The 18,856-nt window shown below is 73.4% G+C and carries 15 protein-coding genes; 4 read left to right on the top strand and 11 right to left on the bottom strand.

Going from position 1 to position 18,856, the window contains the following annotated elements:
* Nucleotides 1-52 precede the first annotated feature (52 nt).
* From ACZ7LE_RS21875 to ACZ7LE_RS21860, 4 genes are read right to left on the bottom strand one after another with little or no spacing between them, the layout of a single operon-like run.
* Nucleotides 53-2,467, bottom strand: a complete 2,415-nt coding sequence (locus tag ACZ7LE_RS21875; RefSeq protein ID WP_470405362.1) for a beta-xylosidase/alpha-l-arabinosidase — start codon at nucleotides 2,465-2,467, stop codon at nucleotides 53-55.
* Between the two features lie 52 nt (nucleotides 2,468-2,519).
* Nucleotides 2,520-3,419, bottom strand: coding sequence for a carbohydrate ABC transporter permease (locus ACZ7LE_RS21870; RefSeq protein WP_470405361.1), 900 nt, complete (start codon nucleotides 3,417-3,419; stop codon nucleotides 2,520-2,522).
* A complete protein-coding gene (locus tag ACZ7LE_RS21865) occupies nucleotides 3,416-4,375 on the bottom strand; it encodes a carbohydrate ABC transporter permease (RefSeq protein ID WP_470405360.1) in 960 nt (319 codons plus the stop codon). The genes ACZ7LE_RS21870 and ACZ7LE_RS21865 overlap by 4 nt, the downstream gene beginning before the upstream one ends.
* 4 nt (nucleotides 4,376-4,379) lie before the next feature.
* Nucleotides 4,380-5,699, bottom strand: coding sequence for an ABC transporter substrate-binding protein (locus ACZ7LE_RS21860; RefSeq protein WP_470405359.1), 1,320 nt, complete (start codon nucleotides 5,697-5,699; stop codon nucleotides 4,380-4,382).
* Between the two features lie 182 nt (nucleotides 5,700-5,881).
* Between ACZ7LE_RS21860 and ACZ7LE_RS21855 the strand changes: the two genes are divergently transcribed.
* Entirely contained in the window at nucleotides 5,882-6,988 is a 1,107-nt protein-coding gene (locus ACZ7LE_RS21855; protein WP_470405358.1) for a LacI family DNA-binding transcriptional regulator, read from the top strand.
* Nucleotides 6,989-7,048: 60 nt separating this feature from the next.
* Here ACZ7LE_RS21855 and ACZ7LE_RS21850 read toward each other — a convergent pair whose 3' ends face one another.
* A complete protein-coding gene (locus ACZ7LE_RS21850) occupies nucleotides 7,049-7,642 on the bottom strand; it encodes a TetR/AcrR family transcriptional regulator (RefSeq protein WP_470405357.1) in 594 nt (197 codons plus the stop codon).
* A gap of 110 nt (nucleotides 7,643-7,752) precedes the next feature.
* Here ACZ7LE_RS21850 and ACZ7LE_RS21845 point away from each other — a divergent pair, with 110 nt between their 5' ends.
* Entirely contained in the window at nucleotides 7,753-8,379 is a 627-nt protein-coding gene (locus tag ACZ7LE_RS21845; RefSeq protein ID WP_470405356.1) for an NAD(P)-dependent oxidoreductase, read from the top strand.
* Between the two features lie 65 nt (nucleotides 8,380-8,444).
* Nucleotides 8,445-9,581 carry a GNAT family N-acetyltransferase gene (locus ACZ7LE_RS21840; RefSeq protein ID WP_470405355.1) on the top strand — a complete coding sequence of 379 codons (1,137 nt, stop codon included), beginning with the start codon at nucleotides 8,445-8,447 and terminating at the stop codon, nucleotides 9,579-9,581.
* A 73-nt stretch (nucleotides 9,582-9,654) separates the two neighbouring features.
* On the opposite strand, the gene ACZ7LE_RS21835 is transcribed toward ACZ7LE_RS21840, so the two are convergent.
* Nucleotides 9,655-11,994 (bottom strand): glycoside hydrolase family 3 C-terminal domain-containing protein, encoded by a 2,340-nt coding sequence (locus ACZ7LE_RS21835; protein WP_470405354.1) that lies wholly within the window; start codon nucleotides 11,992-11,994, stop codon nucleotides 9,655-9,657.
* 70 nt (nucleotides 11,995-12,064) lie between these two features.
* Between ACZ7LE_RS21835 and ACZ7LE_RS21830 the strand changes: the two genes are divergently transcribed.
* Nucleotides 12,065-13,189 (top strand): GNAT family N-acetyltransferase, encoded by a 1,125-nt coding sequence (locus ACZ7LE_RS21830; RefSeq protein WP_470405353.1) that lies wholly within the window; start codon nucleotides 12,065-12,067, stop codon nucleotides 13,187-13,189.
* 25 nt (nucleotides 13,190-13,214) lie between these two features.
* Here the strand turns inward: ACZ7LE_RS21830 and ACZ7LE_RS21825 are convergent, their stop codons facing one another.
* The 5 genes from ACZ7LE_RS21825 to ACZ7LE_RS21805 form a co-directional block, all read right to left on the bottom strand.
* Complete coding sequence (locus ACZ7LE_RS21825; RefSeq protein ID WP_470405352.1) at nucleotides 13,215-14,708, bottom strand: M81 family metallopeptidase; 1,494 nt, start codon at nucleotides 14,706-14,708, stop codon at nucleotides 13,215-13,217.
* Between the two features lie 106 nt (nucleotides 14,709-14,814).
* Nucleotides 14,815-15,243: a hypothetical protein gene (locus ACZ7LE_RS21820; protein WP_470405351.1), complete on the bottom strand. Its 429-nt coding sequence runs from the start codon at nucleotides 15,241-15,243 to the stop codon at nucleotides 14,815-14,817.
* A gap of 139 nt (nucleotides 15,244-15,382) precedes the next feature.
* The gene (locus tag ACZ7LE_RS21815; RefSeq protein ID WP_377228847.1) at nucleotides 15,383-16,048 is read right to left on the bottom strand and encodes a response regulator transcription factor; all 666 of its coding nucleotides are present in this window, start codon (nucleotides 16,046-16,048) and stop codon (nucleotides 15,383-15,385) included.
* Nucleotides 16,045-17,547, bottom strand: a complete 1,503-nt coding sequence (locus ACZ7LE_RS21810) for a sensor histidine kinase (RefSeq protein WP_470405350.1) — start codon at nucleotides 17,545-17,547, stop codon at nucleotides 16,045-16,047. Before ACZ7LE_RS21810 ends, ACZ7LE_RS21815 begins: the two co-directional genes overlap by 4 nt.
* A complete protein-coding gene (locus tag ACZ7LE_RS21805) occupies nucleotides 17,544-18,797 on the bottom strand; it encodes a phosphotransferase (protein WP_470405349.1) in 1,254 nt (417 codons plus the stop codon). The genes ACZ7LE_RS21810 and ACZ7LE_RS21805 overlap by 4 nt, the downstream gene beginning before the upstream one ends.
* Nucleotides 18,798-18,856 lie beyond the last annotated feature (59 nt).

Genomic DNA, 18,856 nt, shown 5'->3' with positions numbered 1-18,856 from the left:
GTTGCTCCCGGAGTCCGGGAGCAACAAATACCCAGCACTCAACGAAGGGGGGTCAGCCGGCCTGGGTACGGACCCAGCGGTCGTCGGCGGTGGTCACCTCGTGCACGTCGCCCGTGATGGTGACGATCCGGCGGGCCGACGGCGGCAGGACGGGCGCGGAGTCGTTCGGCTCGTTCAGGTCGGCGATGCCCTCGGCCACCACCCTGACAACGTTGTCAGCCGCGTGCGCGCCGACCCAGACCTCGACGTCCCCGGGCTCGACGATCCGCACCATCTTGCGGTCGCTGAACGCGAACCGCGTGGTGGGCACGTCGAACGCGATGGTCGTCGACTCCCCGGGCGCCAGGTCAACCCGGTGGTAGCCGAGCAGCTGCGTCGTGGGCCGTGCCACCGAGCCCACCACGTCGTGCCCGTAGAGCTGCACGACGTCGGAGCCGGCCACCTCGCCTGCGTTCGTCACCGCGACGACGGCGCGGAACGTGCCGCCCGCCTCGACCGACGGGTCCACGGACACGAGCTCGCGCTCGAACGACGTGTACGACAGCCCGAACCCGAAGGCGCGCACCGGCGTGGAGTCGGTCGACGTCACCTCGGACGCCCCGCCCAGGATCGGGTGCAGGTACGAGTACGGCTGCGCGCCGGCCGACCGCGGCAGCGACACCGGCAGGCGGCCGGACGGGTTCACGCGGCCCGAGAGCACGCCCGCGAGCGCCGTGCCGCCCTCCTCGCCCGGGAAGAACGCCTGGAGGACGGCGCCGGGCGTGCGCCCGCCGGACCCGTCGCCGTCGAGCGCCCAGCCGATCGCGTAGGGGCGGCCGGTGAGCAGCACCATGACGACCGGCTTGCCCGTGGCGAGCACCGCCTCGACGAGCTCGCGCTGCACGCCGGGCAGGTCGAGCGACTCGCTGTCGTTGCCCTCGCCCACGGTGCCGCGGCCGAACAACCCGGCCTGGTCGCCCACCACGACGACCGCCACGTCGGCGGCCTCGGCCACGGCGACGGCCTCGGCGAACCCGGAGGTGTCGTCGCCCTCGACGGCGCAGCCCCGCGCGAACGTGAGCTCGGGCGCGCCCGGGCCGCCGAGCTCGGTGGCCAGGGCCTCGGCCAGGGACGGGATCTCGAACCCGGCGGGGACGCCGGGGTGGTGCGCCAGCACGTGGTTGGCGAACGAGTAGCAGCCCATCAGGGCCTCGGGGCGGTCGGCGTTGGGCCCGATCACGGCCACGCGGGCCGGCTTGTCGTGCCAGGACCCGAGCGGCAGCACGCCATCGTTCGCCAGCAGCACCACCGACTCCTCGGCGAGGCGCCGGGCGACGTCGCGGTGCGCGGGCGAGTCCACGTCCACGACGGCGGGCGGCTCGTCCTCGTACACGTCCGGCTCGAGGAGGCCGAGCTCCTCCTTCTGCTTGAGCGCGCGCAGCACGGCCCGGTCCACCACCTCGATCGGCACGTCGCCGTCCTTGACGAGCGTGGCCAGCGGTTCGAGGTACGCGTCGCCGGAGGGCAGCTCGACATCGACGCCGGCCTGCAGGGCGGCCGCCGCGGCGGCCCCCCGGTCGGCGGCGATCGCGTGCATCACGCTGAGGAACGCCACGCCGAAGTAGTCGGCGACCACGACGCCGTCGAAACCCCACTTCTCGCGGAGCAGCTCGGTGAGGTACTCGCCGGAGGAGTGCATCGGCACGCCGTCGACATCGTTGTACGAGGCCATGACGGACCGCACCCCGCCGTCGACCACGGCCATCTCGAAGGGCGGCAGGAAGACGTCGGCGATCTCGCGCGGGCCCGCGCTCACCGGGGCGTGGTTGCGACCCGCCTTGGAGCCGGAGTACGCCACGAAGTGCTTGAGCGTCGCGTGGACGCCCGCGCCCTGCATCCCGCGGACGTACGACGTGCCCACGGTGCCGACGAGGTACGGGTCCTCGCCGATGCACTCGTCCACGCGGCCCCAGCGGGGGTCGCGGACGACGTCGAGCACCGGCGCCAGCCCCTGGTGGATCCCCAGCTCCCGCATGGAGTCGCCGATGAGCCGGCCCATCTCCTCGACGAGCTCCGGGTCGAACGAGGCGCCCCAGGCGAGCGGCGTCGGGAAGGTCGCCGCCTTCCAGGCCGCCAGGCCCGTGAGGCACTCCTCGTGGACCAGCGCGGGGATGCCGAGGCGCGTCTCGCGCTTGATCCGGCGCTGCTCGGCCCAGAGCCAGGCCGCGCGCTCGACCGGGTCCACGGGCCGCGTGCCGTACACGCGGGTGTAGTGCCCCAGGCCGTGCCTGGTGCTGTCCGGGAGCGCGGTGGTCCCCTGGCCCCCGGCCATCTCGCCCTGCATCGGTGCCACGACGTTGCCGCCCTGGTCCAGCCAGTACCCGACCAGCTGGGCCAGCTTCTCCTCGAGGGTCATCCGTGCGTGCAGGTCGCGCACGCGCTCCGACACCTCGGGCATCGCCCTCAGCGCCACCGGCAGTTCGGTCATCAAACGTTTCCTCTCGTGATCGGGCTGGTCGAAGGGGGTCCCCGGCGGGGACCTAACCCTTGACCGCCCCCTGCAGCCCGTTGACGATGCGCTTCTGCATGGCGAGGAAGAACACCAGGGCGGGAATCATGGCTAGCGTGGTGAAGGCGAAGACGCCGGCGGTGTCGGCGGAGTGCTCCGACGAGAAGTCGGCCACGCCGAGCGGCAGCGTCTTCATGTCCGACTGGAGCAGGAGCAGCGGCAGCAGATAGGCGTTCCAGGACCCGACGAACGCCAGCACGCCGACCGTGACCATGCCCGGCCCGGACAGCGGCAGCAGGATGCGCCAGAAGAAGCCGATGCGGGACGTGCCGTCGAGCTGGGCCGCCTCCTCCAGCTCCTGCGGGATCGCGGCCAGGAACGGCCGCAGGATCACGACGGTCACGGGTAGGGCGAACGCCGCCTGCGGCAGGGCCACACCGAGCCACGTGTTGCCGAGCTGCAGGTTCTGCGTGATGAGGATGAACAGCGGGACGATCGCCACCGTGGCCGGGAACAGCAGGCCGACGACGAACACCATGAACAGCGCCTCGCGCCCCTTGAACTGGTACCGGGCCAGGGGGTAGGCGGCCATCACACCGAGCACGACCGTGATCGCGGTGGTCAGCACGGCGATGACCGCCGAGTTGACGGCGTACTGCCAGAAGCTGGCACTGGTCAGCACGCCCACGTAGTTGTCGAGCACCCACGGGGCCGGCAGGCCCGACGGGTCCTGCGCGATCTGGGCGTTGGTGCGGAACCCGCCCAGCACGCCGTAGAGCACGGGTCCCAGGGTCAGGGCCACGACCACCAGGGCGATCGCGTAGACGAGGGGCTGGCTGCCGCCGTTCGAACGCCGCCTCCGGACCGGCTCGCGGCCGGCGTTCCGGGCGGTCGGGGCGCTCATGAGCACGTTCGTGGTCGGGGCGCTCACCGGGTCACCTTCTTCCTGCTGCGCTTCACCGTCACCACGTCGGAGCGCGTGTCCCGGCTCAGGACGAGCTGCTGGTAGAGCACCGCCATGACGAGCGCGATGACGAACAGGATCACCGAGGCCGCCCCGGCGATGCCGAAGTTCTGGCTGCGCGTGCCCTGGTTGATGAGGTACGTCGCCATGGTGGTCGTGGAGTTGGCGGGCCCGCCGCCGGTCAGGATCCACACCATGTCGAAGAGCTGGAGCGAGCCGATCATGGACAGGAACGCCCAGGTACGCATCGTCGGGCCGAGCAGCGGCACGCTGATCTTGCGCTGCGTCTGCCACCACGAGGCGCCGTCGAGCTGGGCCGCCTCGTACAGCTCCTCGGGGACGCCCTGCAGGCCGGCCAGGAAGAGGATCACGGCCAGGCCGAGGTACTTCCACGTGAGCACGATCAGCACGGTGAGCAGCGCGAGGTCGGGGTCACCGAGCCAGCCCTGCTCCGGCGCCTGCAGGCCGACGGCGCCGAGCAGCCCGTCGATCACGCCGTACTCCGGCTGCAGCAGCTGGAACCAGACCACGCCCGCGATGACCTCGGCGAGCACGTACGGCACGAAGATGATCGTGCGCAGGAGGCCCTGGCCCCACATCTTGCGGTTGAGCAGCAGGGCGATGGCCAGCCCCAGCGGGAGCTGGAGCGCGATCGACCCGCCGACGATGATCAGGTTGTGGACGACGGAGTCGACGAAGACGTCGTCGCCCAGGACGGTCACGTAGTTCCGCAGGCCGACGAAGTCGGTCAGCGGCCCGAAGCCCTTCCAGCGGAACACCGAGAGCTGGACCGCCGTGACGATGGGCCAGACGACGAACAGGGCGAACAGCGCCAGGGCGGGCGTGACGAAGAATGCGATCTCGAGACGCTTGCGCCATGCGGAGCTCACTCCGCCGCGCCCGCCCCGGGCTGGTGCCGTCACCTGCTCACTGCTCCGCTTCGGCCGCGGTCTGGATGGCGTCGACGACGTCCTGCGGGCCTGCCTCGCCGGCGAACATGAGGGCGATCTCGTCGTTCATGGCACCACCGATCGACTGGCCGAGGCGCGTGTCGAGGTAGAGCTGGGTCTTGCCGCCGCCGTCACGCACCGGGATGAGCTGCGCGAGGGTCTCGTTGGCGAGCGAACCGGTCGCCGTCGGGTTGGTCGGCAGACCCATGTCGTTCTCGGCGAAGCCCTGCTGGACCTCGTCCGAGAGCAGGTAGTTGGCGAAGTCGACCGCCGCGTCGGGCGCGGAGGCCGAGACGGACCAGGCGTCGCCGCCGCCCATCTGGTCGGCGGGGTCGCCGCCCTGGCCGTCGAACGTCGGGAAGGCGAACCAGCCGAGGAAGTCGGGCACCTCGCCGTCCTCGGTGAGGCCGCCGGCCACGCCGGGCTCCCAGTGACCCGCGAGCTCCATGCCGACCTTGCCGGTCGCGAGCAGGCCGGACGCCGACGTCGGGCCCGACTGCGCCGGAGTGGTCAGGAAGCCGCGGTTGAAGGGCTCCTTGCCGATGATCTCCTCGGTGTGCTCGCCCGCCTTGATGAAGCACGGGTCGGAGTAGTCGGCGCTCTCGATCGCGGCCTCGACCACGTCGTACGGGCACTCGCGGACCACGCTGTAGTACCAGTAGTGCGCGGCCGGCCACTTGTCGCCCGCACCCACGGACAGCGGGGTGGTGCCGGCGTCCTTGAGCTTGTCGAGGTAGCCGTCGAACTCCTCGATGGTCGGGTTCGGCGAGACGTCCGTGATGCCCGCGGCCTCGAAGAGGTCCTTGTTGTACCAGAAGCCGACCAGGCCGATGGAGTACGGCAGGGCGTACACCTTGTCGTCCACGGTGTACTGGTCGGTGAAGTTCGAGATGGTGCTGATCGTGTCGGCCGAGTCCTCGGTGAGGTCGCGCACGAGGCCGGCGTCGACCTCGGCGGCGAGCTCGCCGCCGCCGCGGCTCATGTAGACGTCCGGGATCTGCGACTCGTCGCCGGACTGGAAGGCCGCCTGCAGCTTGGTGAGCATGTCCTCGTGCTGCATGGCCTGGACGTCGACCTTGACGCCCGTGTCGGCCTCGAAGTCCTTGGCGACCTGCTCGTAGTAGGCCTGGCCCTCACCCTGGTTGGAGTTGTGCCACCAGGTGATCTCCTGGGCATCGGCGTTCTGGTTGGTCTCCTCGCCACCGGAACCGGACCCGGCGCCGACGCAGCCGGACAGGACCAGGGCGACGGAGCCCCCGAGCGCGATCAGCGCCGCGCCGCGCGTTTTCCTCATCATTGTGGAATCCCTTGTAAGTCGTCATCGACGGTCGGCAGAAGGTTGCCGATTGACGGACGACGAGGTCCGTCAAGCAGGAGCGTGACAGTCTCGCCATAGTTTCGTCAAACGGTTTCGATATCGATTTCGAAACGGATCGGCCCGTCGGACACACCACCGCGCCCGGATGTACTGTCTCTTCCGTGCACAGTGGGACAGACTCACCCGGGTCCACCGCCGGACCGGGTGACGGCGTGACGGACGACCCCGGGACCCTCGGGCCGTCCGCCACCGAGGAGCGCGCGACCGGCCGCGCCACCATCACCGACGTCGCCCGCGTCGCCGGGGTCTCGGTCGCCACCGTGTCGAAGGTCGTCAACGGCCGGTACGGCGTGGCCGCCGCCACCGCCGAGCGCGTGCTCGCCGTCGTGGCCGACCTCGGGTACGAGTCGTCCCTGGTCGCCCGCAGCCTGCGCCGTCGGCAGACCAACGTGATCGGCGTGCTCGTGGCCGAGTTCGAGCCCTTCAGCACCGAGCTCCTCAAGGGCATCTCCGCCGCGATCGCGGGCACGGGCTACGAGCTCCTCGCCTACTGCGGCGACGCCGGCCGCTCGGACCACGTGGGCTGGGAGCGGCGCTCCCTGTCCCGCCTCGCGGGCACCCTGATCGACGGCGTGGTCATCGTGACGCCCACGCTCGCCCTTCCGCAGCACGACGGCGTGCCCATCGTCGCGATCGACCCGCACACGGGCCCCACGGGACCGGCCACCGTCGACTCCGACAACCTGGGCGGCGCCCGCACCGCCACCGAGCACCTGATCGGCCTGGGCCACACGCGCATCGGTTACCTGGGCGGACGCGGCGACCTGGAGTCGGCCCGTCTGCGCGAACTGGGCTTCTTCGAGGCGATGGAGGCGGCCGGGCTCACCCCGGACCCGAGCCTGGTGCTGGAGGGCGGCTACCGCCCGGACCGGTCCGACCGGCCCACGCACGACCTGCTCGAACGCCCCGACCGGCCCACCGCGGTCTTCGCCGCGAACGACCTCTCCGCGATCCACGTCATCCAGGTGGCGCAGGAGCTGGGCCTGCGCGTCCCGGAGGACCTCTCCGTTATCGGGTTCGACGACGTCCCCGAGGCCGCGGGGGCGACGCCGCCCCTGACCACGGTGGCGCAGTCGCTGCACGAGATGGGCGCCGAGGCGCTCCGCATGGTCATCGCGATGCTCGAGTCCGGCCCGTCGGCAGGGCACCACACCCGCCTGCCCACGCGGCTGGTGCAGCGGTCGAGCACGGCTCCCCCACCCGCCTGACCCCCGACCTGTCGGACGTACAGGTCACCCGCGTGATCCGTACGTCTGACACGACGCTCGTCAGGCCGGGAGCAGCGCCGGCAGGACGGGCGCCACCAGGCGGCCGGCCTGGCCGGGCACGTCGACGCCGCGGTCGACCTCACCGTCGCTCTCGCCCCAGAACGCCGCCAGGAACGCCTGGTACAGCGCCGCGCCCACGAGCAGGCGGGCGACGGCCTCGACGTCGGCGTCCGCACGCACCCGGCCGGCGTCCCGCTCCGCCTCCAGGTAGGCCTGCAACCTCAGCTGAGGCACCTGCGGGCCCGCCCCCTTCGCGGCGATGGACTCGCGGTGCCGGGCCAGGAGCACGCTGCTCGAGAAGATCGAGGCCGAGATCGGAAAGCTGCCGACGTAGAAGTCGAGCAGCCCCGAGACGAAGCGCTCGAGGTTGGCCTCCACGGTCGAGGTGCCCACGGCGTCGTCGGGCAGGGCGAAGCGCGGCAGGCGCTCCTGCAGCACCGCCATGAACAGGCCCTGCTTGTCGTCGAAGTGGCGGTACAGCAGGGCCTCCGAGCAGCCGGCCGCCCGCGCGATCTCCTTGGTCGTCGCGTGCGCCACGCCCTGCTCGCGCATCACGCGCGCCGCCGCGTCGAGGATCCGCTCCCGTGTGCTCATGGCAGACATTCTCCCTGCTCCCTTGACCTGCGGCCCGACCCCGTGGCACGGTGTTAGTAAGTATTCACTCACCCCCTGGGTGAGCGCCACCCCTGACCCGAGGAGATGCCATGAAGATCGCTGTTGTCGGAGCGAGCGGCCGCACCGGCCGCGAGCTCGTGCGGACGCTGACGGCGGCGGGCCACGACGTCGTCGCCGTCGTGCGCGACCCGGCCCGGCTGGCCGGCGAGCCCGGACCGCCCGTCCGGGTCGCCGAGGCCACCGACGTCGCGGCCCTCGCCGCCGCCTTCGAGGGGGTCGACGCCGTCGCGAGCTGCCTGGGCCCGGTGCCCGGCGAGTCGCCGCACGTGCTGCGCGACGGGATCACGGCGGTCATCGCCGCCATGGACCGCGCGGGCGTGCGCCGGCTGGTCGCGATCAGCGCGAGCGGCTGGCTCGTCGACGGCGACGACCCGCTCTCCCGCTACGTCGCCAAGCCCATCCTCAAGCGGGCGCTGGCAGTGGCGAACGCCGACCTGGAGGCCATGGAGCAGGTGATCCGGGCCAGTCACGTGGACTGGACGATCATGCGGCCGCCGCGCCTCCAGGACCGCCGGGGCACCGGCCGCTACAAGTCCCGGCGGGACGGCAACGTGCGGTGGGCCTGGACGATCGCCCGTCCCGACCTCGCCCTGGCGATGCGGGACGCCCTGACCGACCGGACCGCCGTCGGGCAGGCGATCTCCGTCGCCGCCTGACCGGGCACCCCGCACGCCGTCGATAATCTCTCGCCGCCCGACGGCGTGCGGGGCACCCTGGTCGTATGACCTCCCCGACCGGCTACGCGCCCGAGCCGACGACGTGGCGCATCCTCGAGGTGGGGCCCGCACCGTCGACCGACCACCCCGACGCCTGGGCCTACCACGGCATCGCCGCCGTGGACCGCGCCGCCGAGACGGCGAACCTGGGATACGACGACCTCGCCCGCACCGAGCAGCAGCTCGTCAGCAGCATGCTGCACCAGGAGTACGCCGAGAAGCGGTGCTTCGTCGCCGTCCTGGACCGCGCGAACGGCACCGCGCCGACCGCCGACGACGTCGTCGGTTACGGGTACGCCTCGATGGCGCGCGACCACAACACGCACACCGCCGACCTCTACCTGGGCGTCCACCCGGACCACCGCCGCCGCGGGATCGGTAGCGCCATCGCGGAACAGGCGGAACGGGTGGCGACCGACGCGGGCCGGACGACCTTCTTCAGCTGGTCGCTCTCGGCCCGCGAGGCGGCTGAGGGCGAGAACGCGCTGGTACCCGCCACCGGCGCCGGGCGGCTGCCCGCCGACGCGGGCGGTGTGCACTTCGCGCTCGGGCGCGGCTACACCCTGGAGCAGGTGGAGCGCATGTCGCGGCTCGACCTGCCGGTGGACGCCGAGAAGCTGGCGGCGTTCGAGGCGGAGGCCCGCGCGAAGGCCGGCGCCGACTACGTGACGCACACGTGGGAGGGCATCCCCGAGGCGTGGCACGAGGGGTACGCCCAGCTCATGACCCGCATGTCCACGGACGTGCCGCAGGGTGACCTCGACTTCGGCGAGGAGACCTGGGACGCCGAGCGCGTACGGATCTACCTCCAGGACCGGGCCGACAGCGGCCAGCGCCTGCTGACCACGCTGGTGGAGCACGTCCCGTCCGGCGAGATCGCGGGCGGCACGTCGTTCCTGCTGCAGGACGGCAAGCCGGCGTACGTGTTCCAGGAGGAGACGATCGCGCTCAAGGCCCACCGCGGGCACCGGCTCGGGATGCTGGTCAAGGCCGTGAACCTGCGCGAGCTGGCCGCCCGCTACCCGCAGACGGAACGCGTGCACACGTTCAACGCGGAGGAGAACGCCCACATGCTGTCGATCAACGTGTCCCTGGGCTTCCGCCCCTCGGGCGCAGAAGCAGCCCTCCAGAAGCGCCGCTGACCCACCCTCCCGACCCGTTGAGTGCTGGGTATCTGCGCTCTCGAAACGGTTCGAGAGCGCACATACCCAGCACTCAACGGCGGCGGCGGGTGAGACGGGCGGCCAGCGGGTGGTTCGCGATCGTGAGCAGGTGGCGAAGCCGCCTGTGCGTCACGCCCGAGCCCGGCTGGTACGGGAGCCGCTCCAGGGGCATGGCCTGCGTCATGATCATGACGTCGTCCGACAGGCCCGCCGCGCGCAGCAGCGCGGTGACCGTCGGGCCGACGACGGGATGCGCCATCGCCTCGCCCACCGAGGACTCCGGTGTGAGCGGCCGGGTGGCGGCGTCCCCGCGCACCTCGGCCTCGGCCACGACGCGCAGGTCGCGGCTCGACGCGCCCACCTCGACGCGGTAGGTGCCGCCCTCCACGTGCCACCGGTCGGCGCGCACGTCCCAGAACGCCAGGTCGGCCCGGTCCACGACCAGCTCGACCTCCCGGGACTCCCCCGGCGCCAGGTCGACGACGGCGAACGCGGCCAGCGCGCGCGGGGCCCGCGGGACCGCGGATCCCGGCACGGACACGTAGCACTGGACCACCTCGCGTCCGGCCACGCCGCCGGTGTTGGTGACGGTCAGCCTCGCGGTAAGGCCGACGACGCCGTCGGCCGGCCCGGCGGTAACCGTCAGGTCCGTGTAGGCGAACGTCGTGTACGACAGACCGTGGCCGAAGGGGTACTGCACCGCCAGGTCCCGCACGTCGTACCAGCGGTAGCCCACGAAGATGCCCTCGCCGTAGGTGACGTGCAGCCCGGTGCCGGAAAAGCTGGTCCACGCGGGGGTGTCCTCGAGGCGCAGCGGGACCGTCTCGGCCAGCCGGCCCGACGGGTTGACCCGGCCGAACAGGACGTCGGCCGTCGCGCCGCCGCCCGCCTGGCCCAGCAGCCAGCCCTCGACGATCGCCGGCACGCGGTCCGCGAACCCGGACAGCCGCACCACGGAGCCGTTGGAGAGCACCATGACCACGCGCGGGTTGACCGCCAGCACGCGGTCCAGCACGTCGAGCTGGGCCGCCGGGAGCTCGATGTGCTCGCGGTCGCGGCCCTCGGCCTCCGACGACTGCGGCAGGCCCGCGAAGAACAGCACCACCCCGGCGTCGCGGGCCGCGGCGACGGCCTCGTCGGCGAGCGTCTGCGCTCCTTCGCCGGCCGAGCGTCCGCCGGCCGAGCGTCCGCCCGCCGGCCCCGCGCCCAGCTCGTACCCCGGCGCGAACACGACGTCGTCGGTCGCCGAGTCGCGGATCGCCGCGAGGGCGTCGTCGACCTGGGTCGGGACGATCTGGGACGACCCCGCGCCCTGGAACCGCGGCGTCCGCGCGAGCTCGCCGATCACGGCGAGGCGCGTCCGCGGGGCCAGCGGCAGCAGGCCGCCGTCGTTCTTGAGCAGCACGATCGCGCGGCTCGCGGCTTCGCGGGCCAGCGCGTGGTGCGCGTCGTCGTGCCAGGCCTCGGGGTCGTCGCCCCGCTCCGCGAGGAGCGCTCCGGGCGCGGTGTCCGTCCCGCCCGCGGCCGCCTCCCGCCCGGCGTGCGCCGCGAGCGCCAGGGCGACTACCCGGCCGGCCGAGCGGTCGACGTCCGCCAGGTCGAGCGCGCCGGACCGGACGGCGGCGACGATCTCCGCGACCCGGGCCGAGCCGGCGCCGGGCATCTCCAGGTCGAGGCCCGCGCGGATGCCGGCGAGGCGGTCGTGGACGGCGCCCCAGTCGGACATGACCAGGCCCTCGAAGCCCCACTCGCCGCGCAGCACGTCGGTGGTGAGCCGGCGGTCCTCGCCGGTGTGCGTGCCGTTGACGCGGTTGTAGGACGACATGAGCGTGGCGGGCCGCGCCCGGGTCACCACACGCTGGAAGGCACGCAGGTAGATCTCGCGCAGGGTGCGCTCGTCGACGTCGGCGGAGACGCGCATGCGCTCGGTCTCCTGGTTGTTCGCGGCGAAGTGCTTGACGCACGCGGCCACGCCGCCGCCCTGGATCCCGGCGACCAGGGCGGCGCCGATCTCGCCCGCGAGCAGCGGGTCCTCCGACACGTACTCGAAGTTGCGCCCGCACAGCGGGCTGCGCTTGATGTTGACACCCGGGCCGAGCACCACGTCGACGTCGCGCGCCCGCGCCTCGGCGGCGACGGCGGCCCCGACGCGCGCCACGAGGCCGACGTCGAAGGTGCTGCCCAGCGCCACGGCGGGCGGGAAGCACGTGGCCGGGACCGCGCCCTCGATGTCGCCGACGTCGGGGGCGAGCCGGCGCACGCCGTGCGGCCCGTCGGCGAGGTAGACCGACGGCACGCCGGGCGCCTCGGCGGTGGACCAGAACGAGGCCCCGGACAGGAGCCGGGCCTTCTGCTCGACGGTGAGCGTCCGGGCGCGCGACTTCTTCGTCATGCGGTCACGCTAGCGGCAGCGGGCCGAATAAAGCCGTGCGCCCCCGGACCTCCCGGAGCACCCTGGGTCCATGACCTCATCCTCTGCAGCACCCGCCCCGGCGACGTCGGCGTGGCGGCTCATGGACCCCCCGCACGCGACCTCGCTCGACGAGGCCGACGCCTGGGCGTACCGCGGCATCGCGGAGATGCATGCCGCGGCTGCGGTCGTCGACCTCGGCAACGCGGACGCCGCCCCGACGCCGATCGGGATCCTGGTCGGGATGAACAACCAGAGCTACGTGCGCAAGCTGCGGCAGATCGCGGTGGTGGACACCCCCGCCGGCCCGGAGGTGGTGGGCGAGGCGACGGTGTTCCTGCAGGTCCGCGCCAATCCTGAGCTGGCCATCGGCGGCATCGTGGTGCACCCGGAGCACCGGCGGCAGGGCATCGCCACGGCCCTCGCGCAGTGGTCGCGCGACACGGCTCGGGCGGAGGGCCGGACGTCGTTCATGACGTACGTCGACTTCGGCCCGGACAAGCCGGCGGGCGAGACGCTGACCCCGGCGTCGGGCAGCGGCGAGGTCGGCGCGGACCTGCCGGGCGTCCTGCTCGCGCGGAAGCTGGGCCTGACGCTCCAGCTCGTCGAGCGCCGCTCCCGGATCGACCTGCCGGTGCTGCCAGAGGCGGTGTCCCGCTTCGAGGCCGAGTCCCGTGCCGTGGCGGGCGACGCGTACCGGGTCCACACCTGGACGGCGCCCATGCCGGAGGAGTGGATCGAGCAGTACGCGGCCCTGGAGCAGGCGTTGTCCGACGACGAGCCGCGCGGCGGCCTGGAGGTCGAGTCCGACGTCTGGGACGTGGAGCGGATCCGGACCGAGGAGGCAGCGATGGCCGCCAAGGGCGACCAGTACGTGGTGACGGCGGCCGAGCACGTGGCCACGGGCGAGCTGGTCGCGATGACCATGCTCCAGTGGAACGACCTCCAGCCCGAGCACACGAACCAGCAGGCGACGGTGGTGCTCCGGTCGCACCGCGGGCACCGGCTCGGGATGCTCGTCAAGGCCGTGAACCTGCGTGAGCACGCCCGCCTGCGCCCCCAGGCGCAGCGGATCTACACCTGGAACAACGAGGAGAACCCGCACATGCTCGCGATCAACATCGCGCTCGGGTTCGTCCCGGCGGGCGGCTGCGCCAACTTCCAGGGCCCGCTCTGACCTGACGCCCGACGGCGGCGCCGGGTCAGAGCAGCTCGGCGGTGAGGTCCGGGCCGTCGCCGAAGGCGGCGTCGTCGTCGAACGGCCACACCGGCCCGCCCAGGCCGGTGCGGCGCAGCCGGTGCGGGTCCTGGTCCACGCCGCCCGGCGTGAGCACGAGCATCCAGTCCTCGGCCATCTCGTAGAGCTCGGTCTCGAGGTTGCCGATCTTCACGACCACGACGTCGGTGCCCCGCGGGTCCAGGCCGATCGCGGTGAAGTCCGACTCCAGGTGGTACGCCCGGCGGCGCTCGGTCAGGACCACCCGCAGGCCGCCCACCGCGACGACGCACACGACTCCGGCGAGGGGGTCGTCCGCGCGCACGTGCTCGACGACGCCCCGCAGCGTGACCGGTCCGTGCGGGCCGTCGTCGACCCGGGCCCCGGCCTCCACCTCGACGGTGGCGCCCACCCCGGCGGCCGCCACCGTGCGGGCCGCGGCGGCGTCGGGCAGGGCGGCGTAGATCGCGGTGCGGCCGCCGTCGGCGGGCGGGGTCGCGAAGGCGGGCTCCGCCAGGAGCCGCGCGAGGGTCCAGGTCACATCACCCGCGCCGCCGGCCAGGGGGTTGTCGCCGGTGTCCGACAGGACGAACGGCCGCGCGTCGCTCGCCAGCACCGCGCGCAGGCACTCCTCGTACGACCCGGCGGGGGCGACGAGACCGAACTCCGCGCGGGCGTCCCAGTACCGGCGGGCCAGTCGTTCGGCCTCCCGGGAGATGACGGCGTCGTCGTCGCCCATGACCACCACGGCGGCCCGGCAGCGCGGCTCGTCCGCCCACGCGTAGCCGACCCAGACCGAGGCGTCCAGGACGCCGGCCAGCTCCCCGACCCGTGCGACGTCCTCGTAGAGACCCTTGGCGGGCTCCTGCCGGGTGCTCGTGCGCTCCCCCGGCAGCAGCACCGGCACCTGCACCCAGGCCTTGCGCGGGCGCCCCGCGCCGTCGACGCGCCGCAGCAGGTCCGTGGCCGCCCGCTCGCGCGCCTCGTCCTCGTCCTCGTGCGGGGCCGTGCGGTGGCAGGCGATGAGGTCGACGGTCGCGGCCAGGGCGCGGGACACGTTGCCGTGCAGGTCCATGGACGCGGAGACCAGGCAGTCCGGCCCGACGGCGGCGCGCACCGCCCGCGCGAGGTCCGCCTCCGCGTCGGTGTAGCCGAGCACCGCCATGGCCCCGTGGATCTCGAGCAGGACCCCGTCGAACGGGCCCTGCGCCTCCAGCGCCAGGCCGATCTCGGTGCGGACCGTCTCGTAGACGTCCGCCGGGACCGCGCCGCCCGGCAGCGCACCGGCCCGCAGGATGCCCACCCACTCGGCCTCCCTGCGCAGGGCCGTGCCGTCCCGCAGGAACGGGTACCGCCGGACCAGCTCGTTGCCGCGCAGCAGGGTGAACGCCTCCCAGCCCGAGCGGTGCGGGGAGAACGTGCTGGACTCGATCGCCATGCCACAGATCGCGATCCGCGGTCGACGGTGGGTACGGGTCACGCGCGCAGTGTAGGCGGGTCGGGTTACTACTTCCGTATATCTGCCGACATGTCGGAACCTCAGGTCACCGGCGCGACCTGAGGTTCCGAGACGTGGCGAGTGCGGATCAGTCGTCCGCGTCGTCGGGCGTGTTGTCGTCCGGGGTGTCGTCCGCCGGGGACTGGTAGTTCGCGTCGTTCGGCGAGTCCGCCGACTGCGCGGAGCCCGCCGTATCGTGCGCCGACTCGTTCGGCGAGTCCGCCGACTCCGGCGACGGGTCGTAGTTCGCGTCGCCCGGCGAGTCCGCCGACTGCGCGGACCCCGGGGTGTCCCGTGCCGACTCGTTCGGCGAGTCCGCCGACTCCGGCGAGTCGTCGGCGGGCGCGGCGGTCGTCCCGCCGGCGGGTGCGGTCCCGCCGGACAGCGCGACGGCGGCGGTCGCCTCGGTCCGCGGGGCGGGGTCGTTGAGCGCGGCGGCCGTGCTCGCGCCCGCGATACCGATCACGGCGGCCGTCCCGACGACGGCCCAGCGCTTCTTCATGGTCGAGGGGTTCATGCGACCGACCTCCCGGGTCTCCCGGCACCCCGGTCGGGTGCCTGCTGACGACGAGTCTGCCGAGCCAGGATGAGGCCACGAGGAGACCCGGATGAGACAGCTCTCATGTGGTCGGGGCGGCCGCCGCGCCGTCGGGGCGTCATCCGCGGAACCGGTAGCCCGCGCCCCGCACGGTCTCGATCCGGTCCGCGCCCAGCTTTCTGCGCAGGTACCGCACGTACACGTCCACCACGTTGGACCCGGGGTCGAAGTCGTACCCCCACACGCGCGACAGGAGCTGCTCGCGCGACATGACCTGCCCCGGGTGCTGGAGGAACACCTCGGCGAGCGCGAACTCCCGCGCGGACAGCTCCACCTCCCGGCCCGCGACGGTCGCGGTGCGCGTGCGCAGGTCCAGCCCGACGCCGCCGTGCTCCAGCCGATCCGACGGCGCGGCCTCGGACGCCGCCTTGCGCAGCCGCAGCCGGATCCGCGCGAGCAGCTCGTCGAACCCGAACGGCTTGGACATGTAGTCGTCCGCCCCGCCCTCCAGGCCCGCCACCCGGTCCGACAGCGAGTCGCGCGCGGTGAGGATGACCACGGGCAGCGTGGAGCCGACGTCGCGCAGCCGCTGGAGCACCGTGAACCCGTCCAGCACGGGCAGCCCGATGTCCAGCACCATCAGGTCGTAGCCGCCCGACATGGCGTGGCCGAGCGCCGACGCGCCGTCGGACACCACTGTGGGCTGGAACCCGTGCGCCTTGAGTCCCTTGCGCACGAACTGCGCGATGCGCTCCTCGTCCTCCGCGATCAGGATCTGGTTCACGCCGCCTCCTCCTCCGTCGCGCCTCGTGCTGCCTGTTGTGCGCCCTGCCCGGGTCCGGCCACGGGCCAGGTCATCACGAACCGCGCGCCGCCTCCGCGCCGTCCTGAGCTCGTCGAAGGGTCCGACCGTTCCACCGCCACGTCCCCGCCGTGCCCCTGCGCGATGGCCCGCACGATCGCGAGGCCCAGGCCGGAGCCCGGGACGCCGCCCGCCGTGCTCCCCCGCGCGAACCGGTCGAAGATGCGGTCCGCCTCCTCCGGCGGCACGCCCGGCCCGGTGTCCCGCACCCAGAGCCGGACGACGCGGCCGGACGCGCCGTCGAACACCTGCGTGCCGATCCCGACCTCGTCGTCGGCGCCGGTGAACTTGACCGCGTTGTCCGCGAGCTGGAGCACGGCCTGGGTGAGCCGGTGCGCGTCCGCGGACACCTCGACGTCGGCGCGCGCGTCCACCACCCAGCGGCGGTCGCCCAACGCGCGCGCCTTGTCGTGCACGTCGTCCGTGAACCGGCCCAGGTCCACCGGGGCCGGGGCCACGAAGTCGGACCGCTCCGCCTTGGCGAGCAGGACCAGCTCCTCGACGATCTGCCCCATCCGGGAGGTCTCGTCCAGCAGCAGGTCCCTGGTCTCGCGCACGTCCGCCGGGTCGTCCGGGTCGAGCACCTCCAGGTGCCCGCGCAGCACCGTCAGCGGCGTCCGGAGCTCGTGCCCGGCGTCGTCCAGGAACTGGCGCTGCGTCTCGATGGCCGTGGACAGGCGGTCGAGCATGGTGTTGAAGGCGCCGGCCAGCTCACCGAGGTCGTCGTCGGTCGCCACGGGCACGCGCTGGGACAGGTCGGTCTCGGTGACCCGGGTCGCGGTGGCGCTGAGCTGGCGCAGCGGCCGCAGCAGGCGGCTGACCACGAGCCAGGCGAACAGGCCCAGCAGCACCAGCGCCACGCTGCAGACGATCGCGTAGGTGCGCATCACGGCCGTCTCCGCCGCGAGCGCCTGGTCCAGGGCGGACGCCATGACGTAGGCGCCCACCTCCTGCCGGTCCGGCACGGTCACCGGCACCACGACGAACCACACCCGGCCGATCTCGGTCTCGATCTCGCGCTGGACGGAGGTGGACGACTCCGGCGTCAGCCCGTCGACGACGTCCTGGACCAGCTCGCTCTCCACGATCACGCGGCTCGCCGCGGGCGGGTTGGACTGCTGGTGCGCGCCGTCCAGGTAGCTCACGAACATCTCGTTCGAGCCCGGGACGTTCCGCTCCATGGCCACGCTCATGAGCCGGCCCGCGCCGTGGAAGTCCTCGCCCGTCTCCGGGTCGACGCCGTCGATCGCCAGCCGCTGCAGCTCCCCGATCTCCTGGTCGAAGTCCTCGGAGATGTCGTCCATGATCTGCTGGGACTGGATCGCGTGGGTGAGCAGGCCGGCCCCGAGGAGCCCGGTGGCGGTCACCGCCACGACCACGGCCACGACCTTGGCCCGGACGGACGGCCGGCGCAGGCTCATGCGCCGCCCACGCCGGCGGTCGCGAGGCGCGACCCGTCGAGCCAGGCCGCCACGACGTCCAGGCGGCGCGACGTCGCCGCCTGCCAGTGCCGTTCCTGGACCCGGTGCGGGCCGGTGGCCAGGGAGAGCAGCACGCCCGCGACCCGGGCGGCGAGGTCGCTCCGGTCCGCGCCCCGGGTGCCGGGCGCGGTCACGAACCCTGCCGCGTAGTCCGCCGCGAGCCGGCGCATCCGGGACGCGCGGGCCACGTGCGTGGGGTCAGACCCGCCGACGAGCGACAGCACGTCGATGTGCGCCACCAGGCAGGCCAGGTCGTCGGCGCGGTGGCCCGGCCCCGCGGAGTCGACGTCGAGCAGGCCGGTGACCCGCCCGTCGGTGAGCATGATCTGCGCCTCGTACAGGTCGCCGTGCGTGGGGTCGGCACCCGCGCCGCGCTCCGCGAGGCGGGCGGCGACCGCGCCCGCCAGATCGTTCGCCCGGCCGGCCTCGGCGGGCAGCGCCGCCCCGATCACGCCCGCGTAGTGCTGCGCCGACTCGCTCCAGGCCGGGCGTCGCGGCAGGTCGCGCACCTCGGCGGGCAGCCGGTCGAGCAGGTCCAGGATCGCGGACGGGGACGGGATGCGGCCCCCGTCGCGGACGGCGGTGCGCATCTCGGTACCGTGCAGCGGGGACAGCACCAGCAGGCCGTCGTCGGACCAGCCGAGCGGGCGCGGGACCGGCAGCCCGGCCCGCGACAGCAGCGCGTGCCGCTGGTGCAGGTCCGCGACCTTGCGCGGCCGCAGCACCTTGAGGAACACGTGGGACCCCGCGGCCGTGGCCTCCAGCACGGCCCGCCGGGTGGGCCGGTAGGCGCGCACCTTGAGCTCGGGGTGCGCGCGTTCCCGCGGGCCCACGCCGAGCCCCGCCAGGAGCTCCTCGACGGCGGCGGGGTCGAACGCGCGCGGCAGGGCGGGCAGCGCCGGGTCGCCGGGGAACCGCCACACGGCGACCGTCGCGTCGCCGTCGGACAGCGTGACCACGCCCGGCTTGCGCCCGTCACGGGCCCGGCCCACGCTCGCACCGAGCGTCTCGGAGCGCTCGACGCCGTTCCAGCGCACCGTCGCGCGGTACGCGACCGTCGTCGTCGAGCCGGGGCGGTGGTCCACCTGCCGCACCCGCCAGTCGACCAGCTCGCCGCCCGCCGTCGCCACGGCGGCGTCGAGGAGCCCCGCGGCGGACTCGCCGGTCAGCAGATCGAGGTGCGTGGTCATCACGTCATCCTCGCAGCCGGGCGGGGCAGAAGCGCCCCGATCCGGATGAGAATCCTCTA

The sequence above is a fragment of the Promicromonospora sp. NPDC110617 genome (assembly GCF_055598465.1).
The sequence above is the reverse complement of the archived record's forward strand: the minus strand, read 5'-3'. Positions and strand labels throughout refer to the sequence as shown.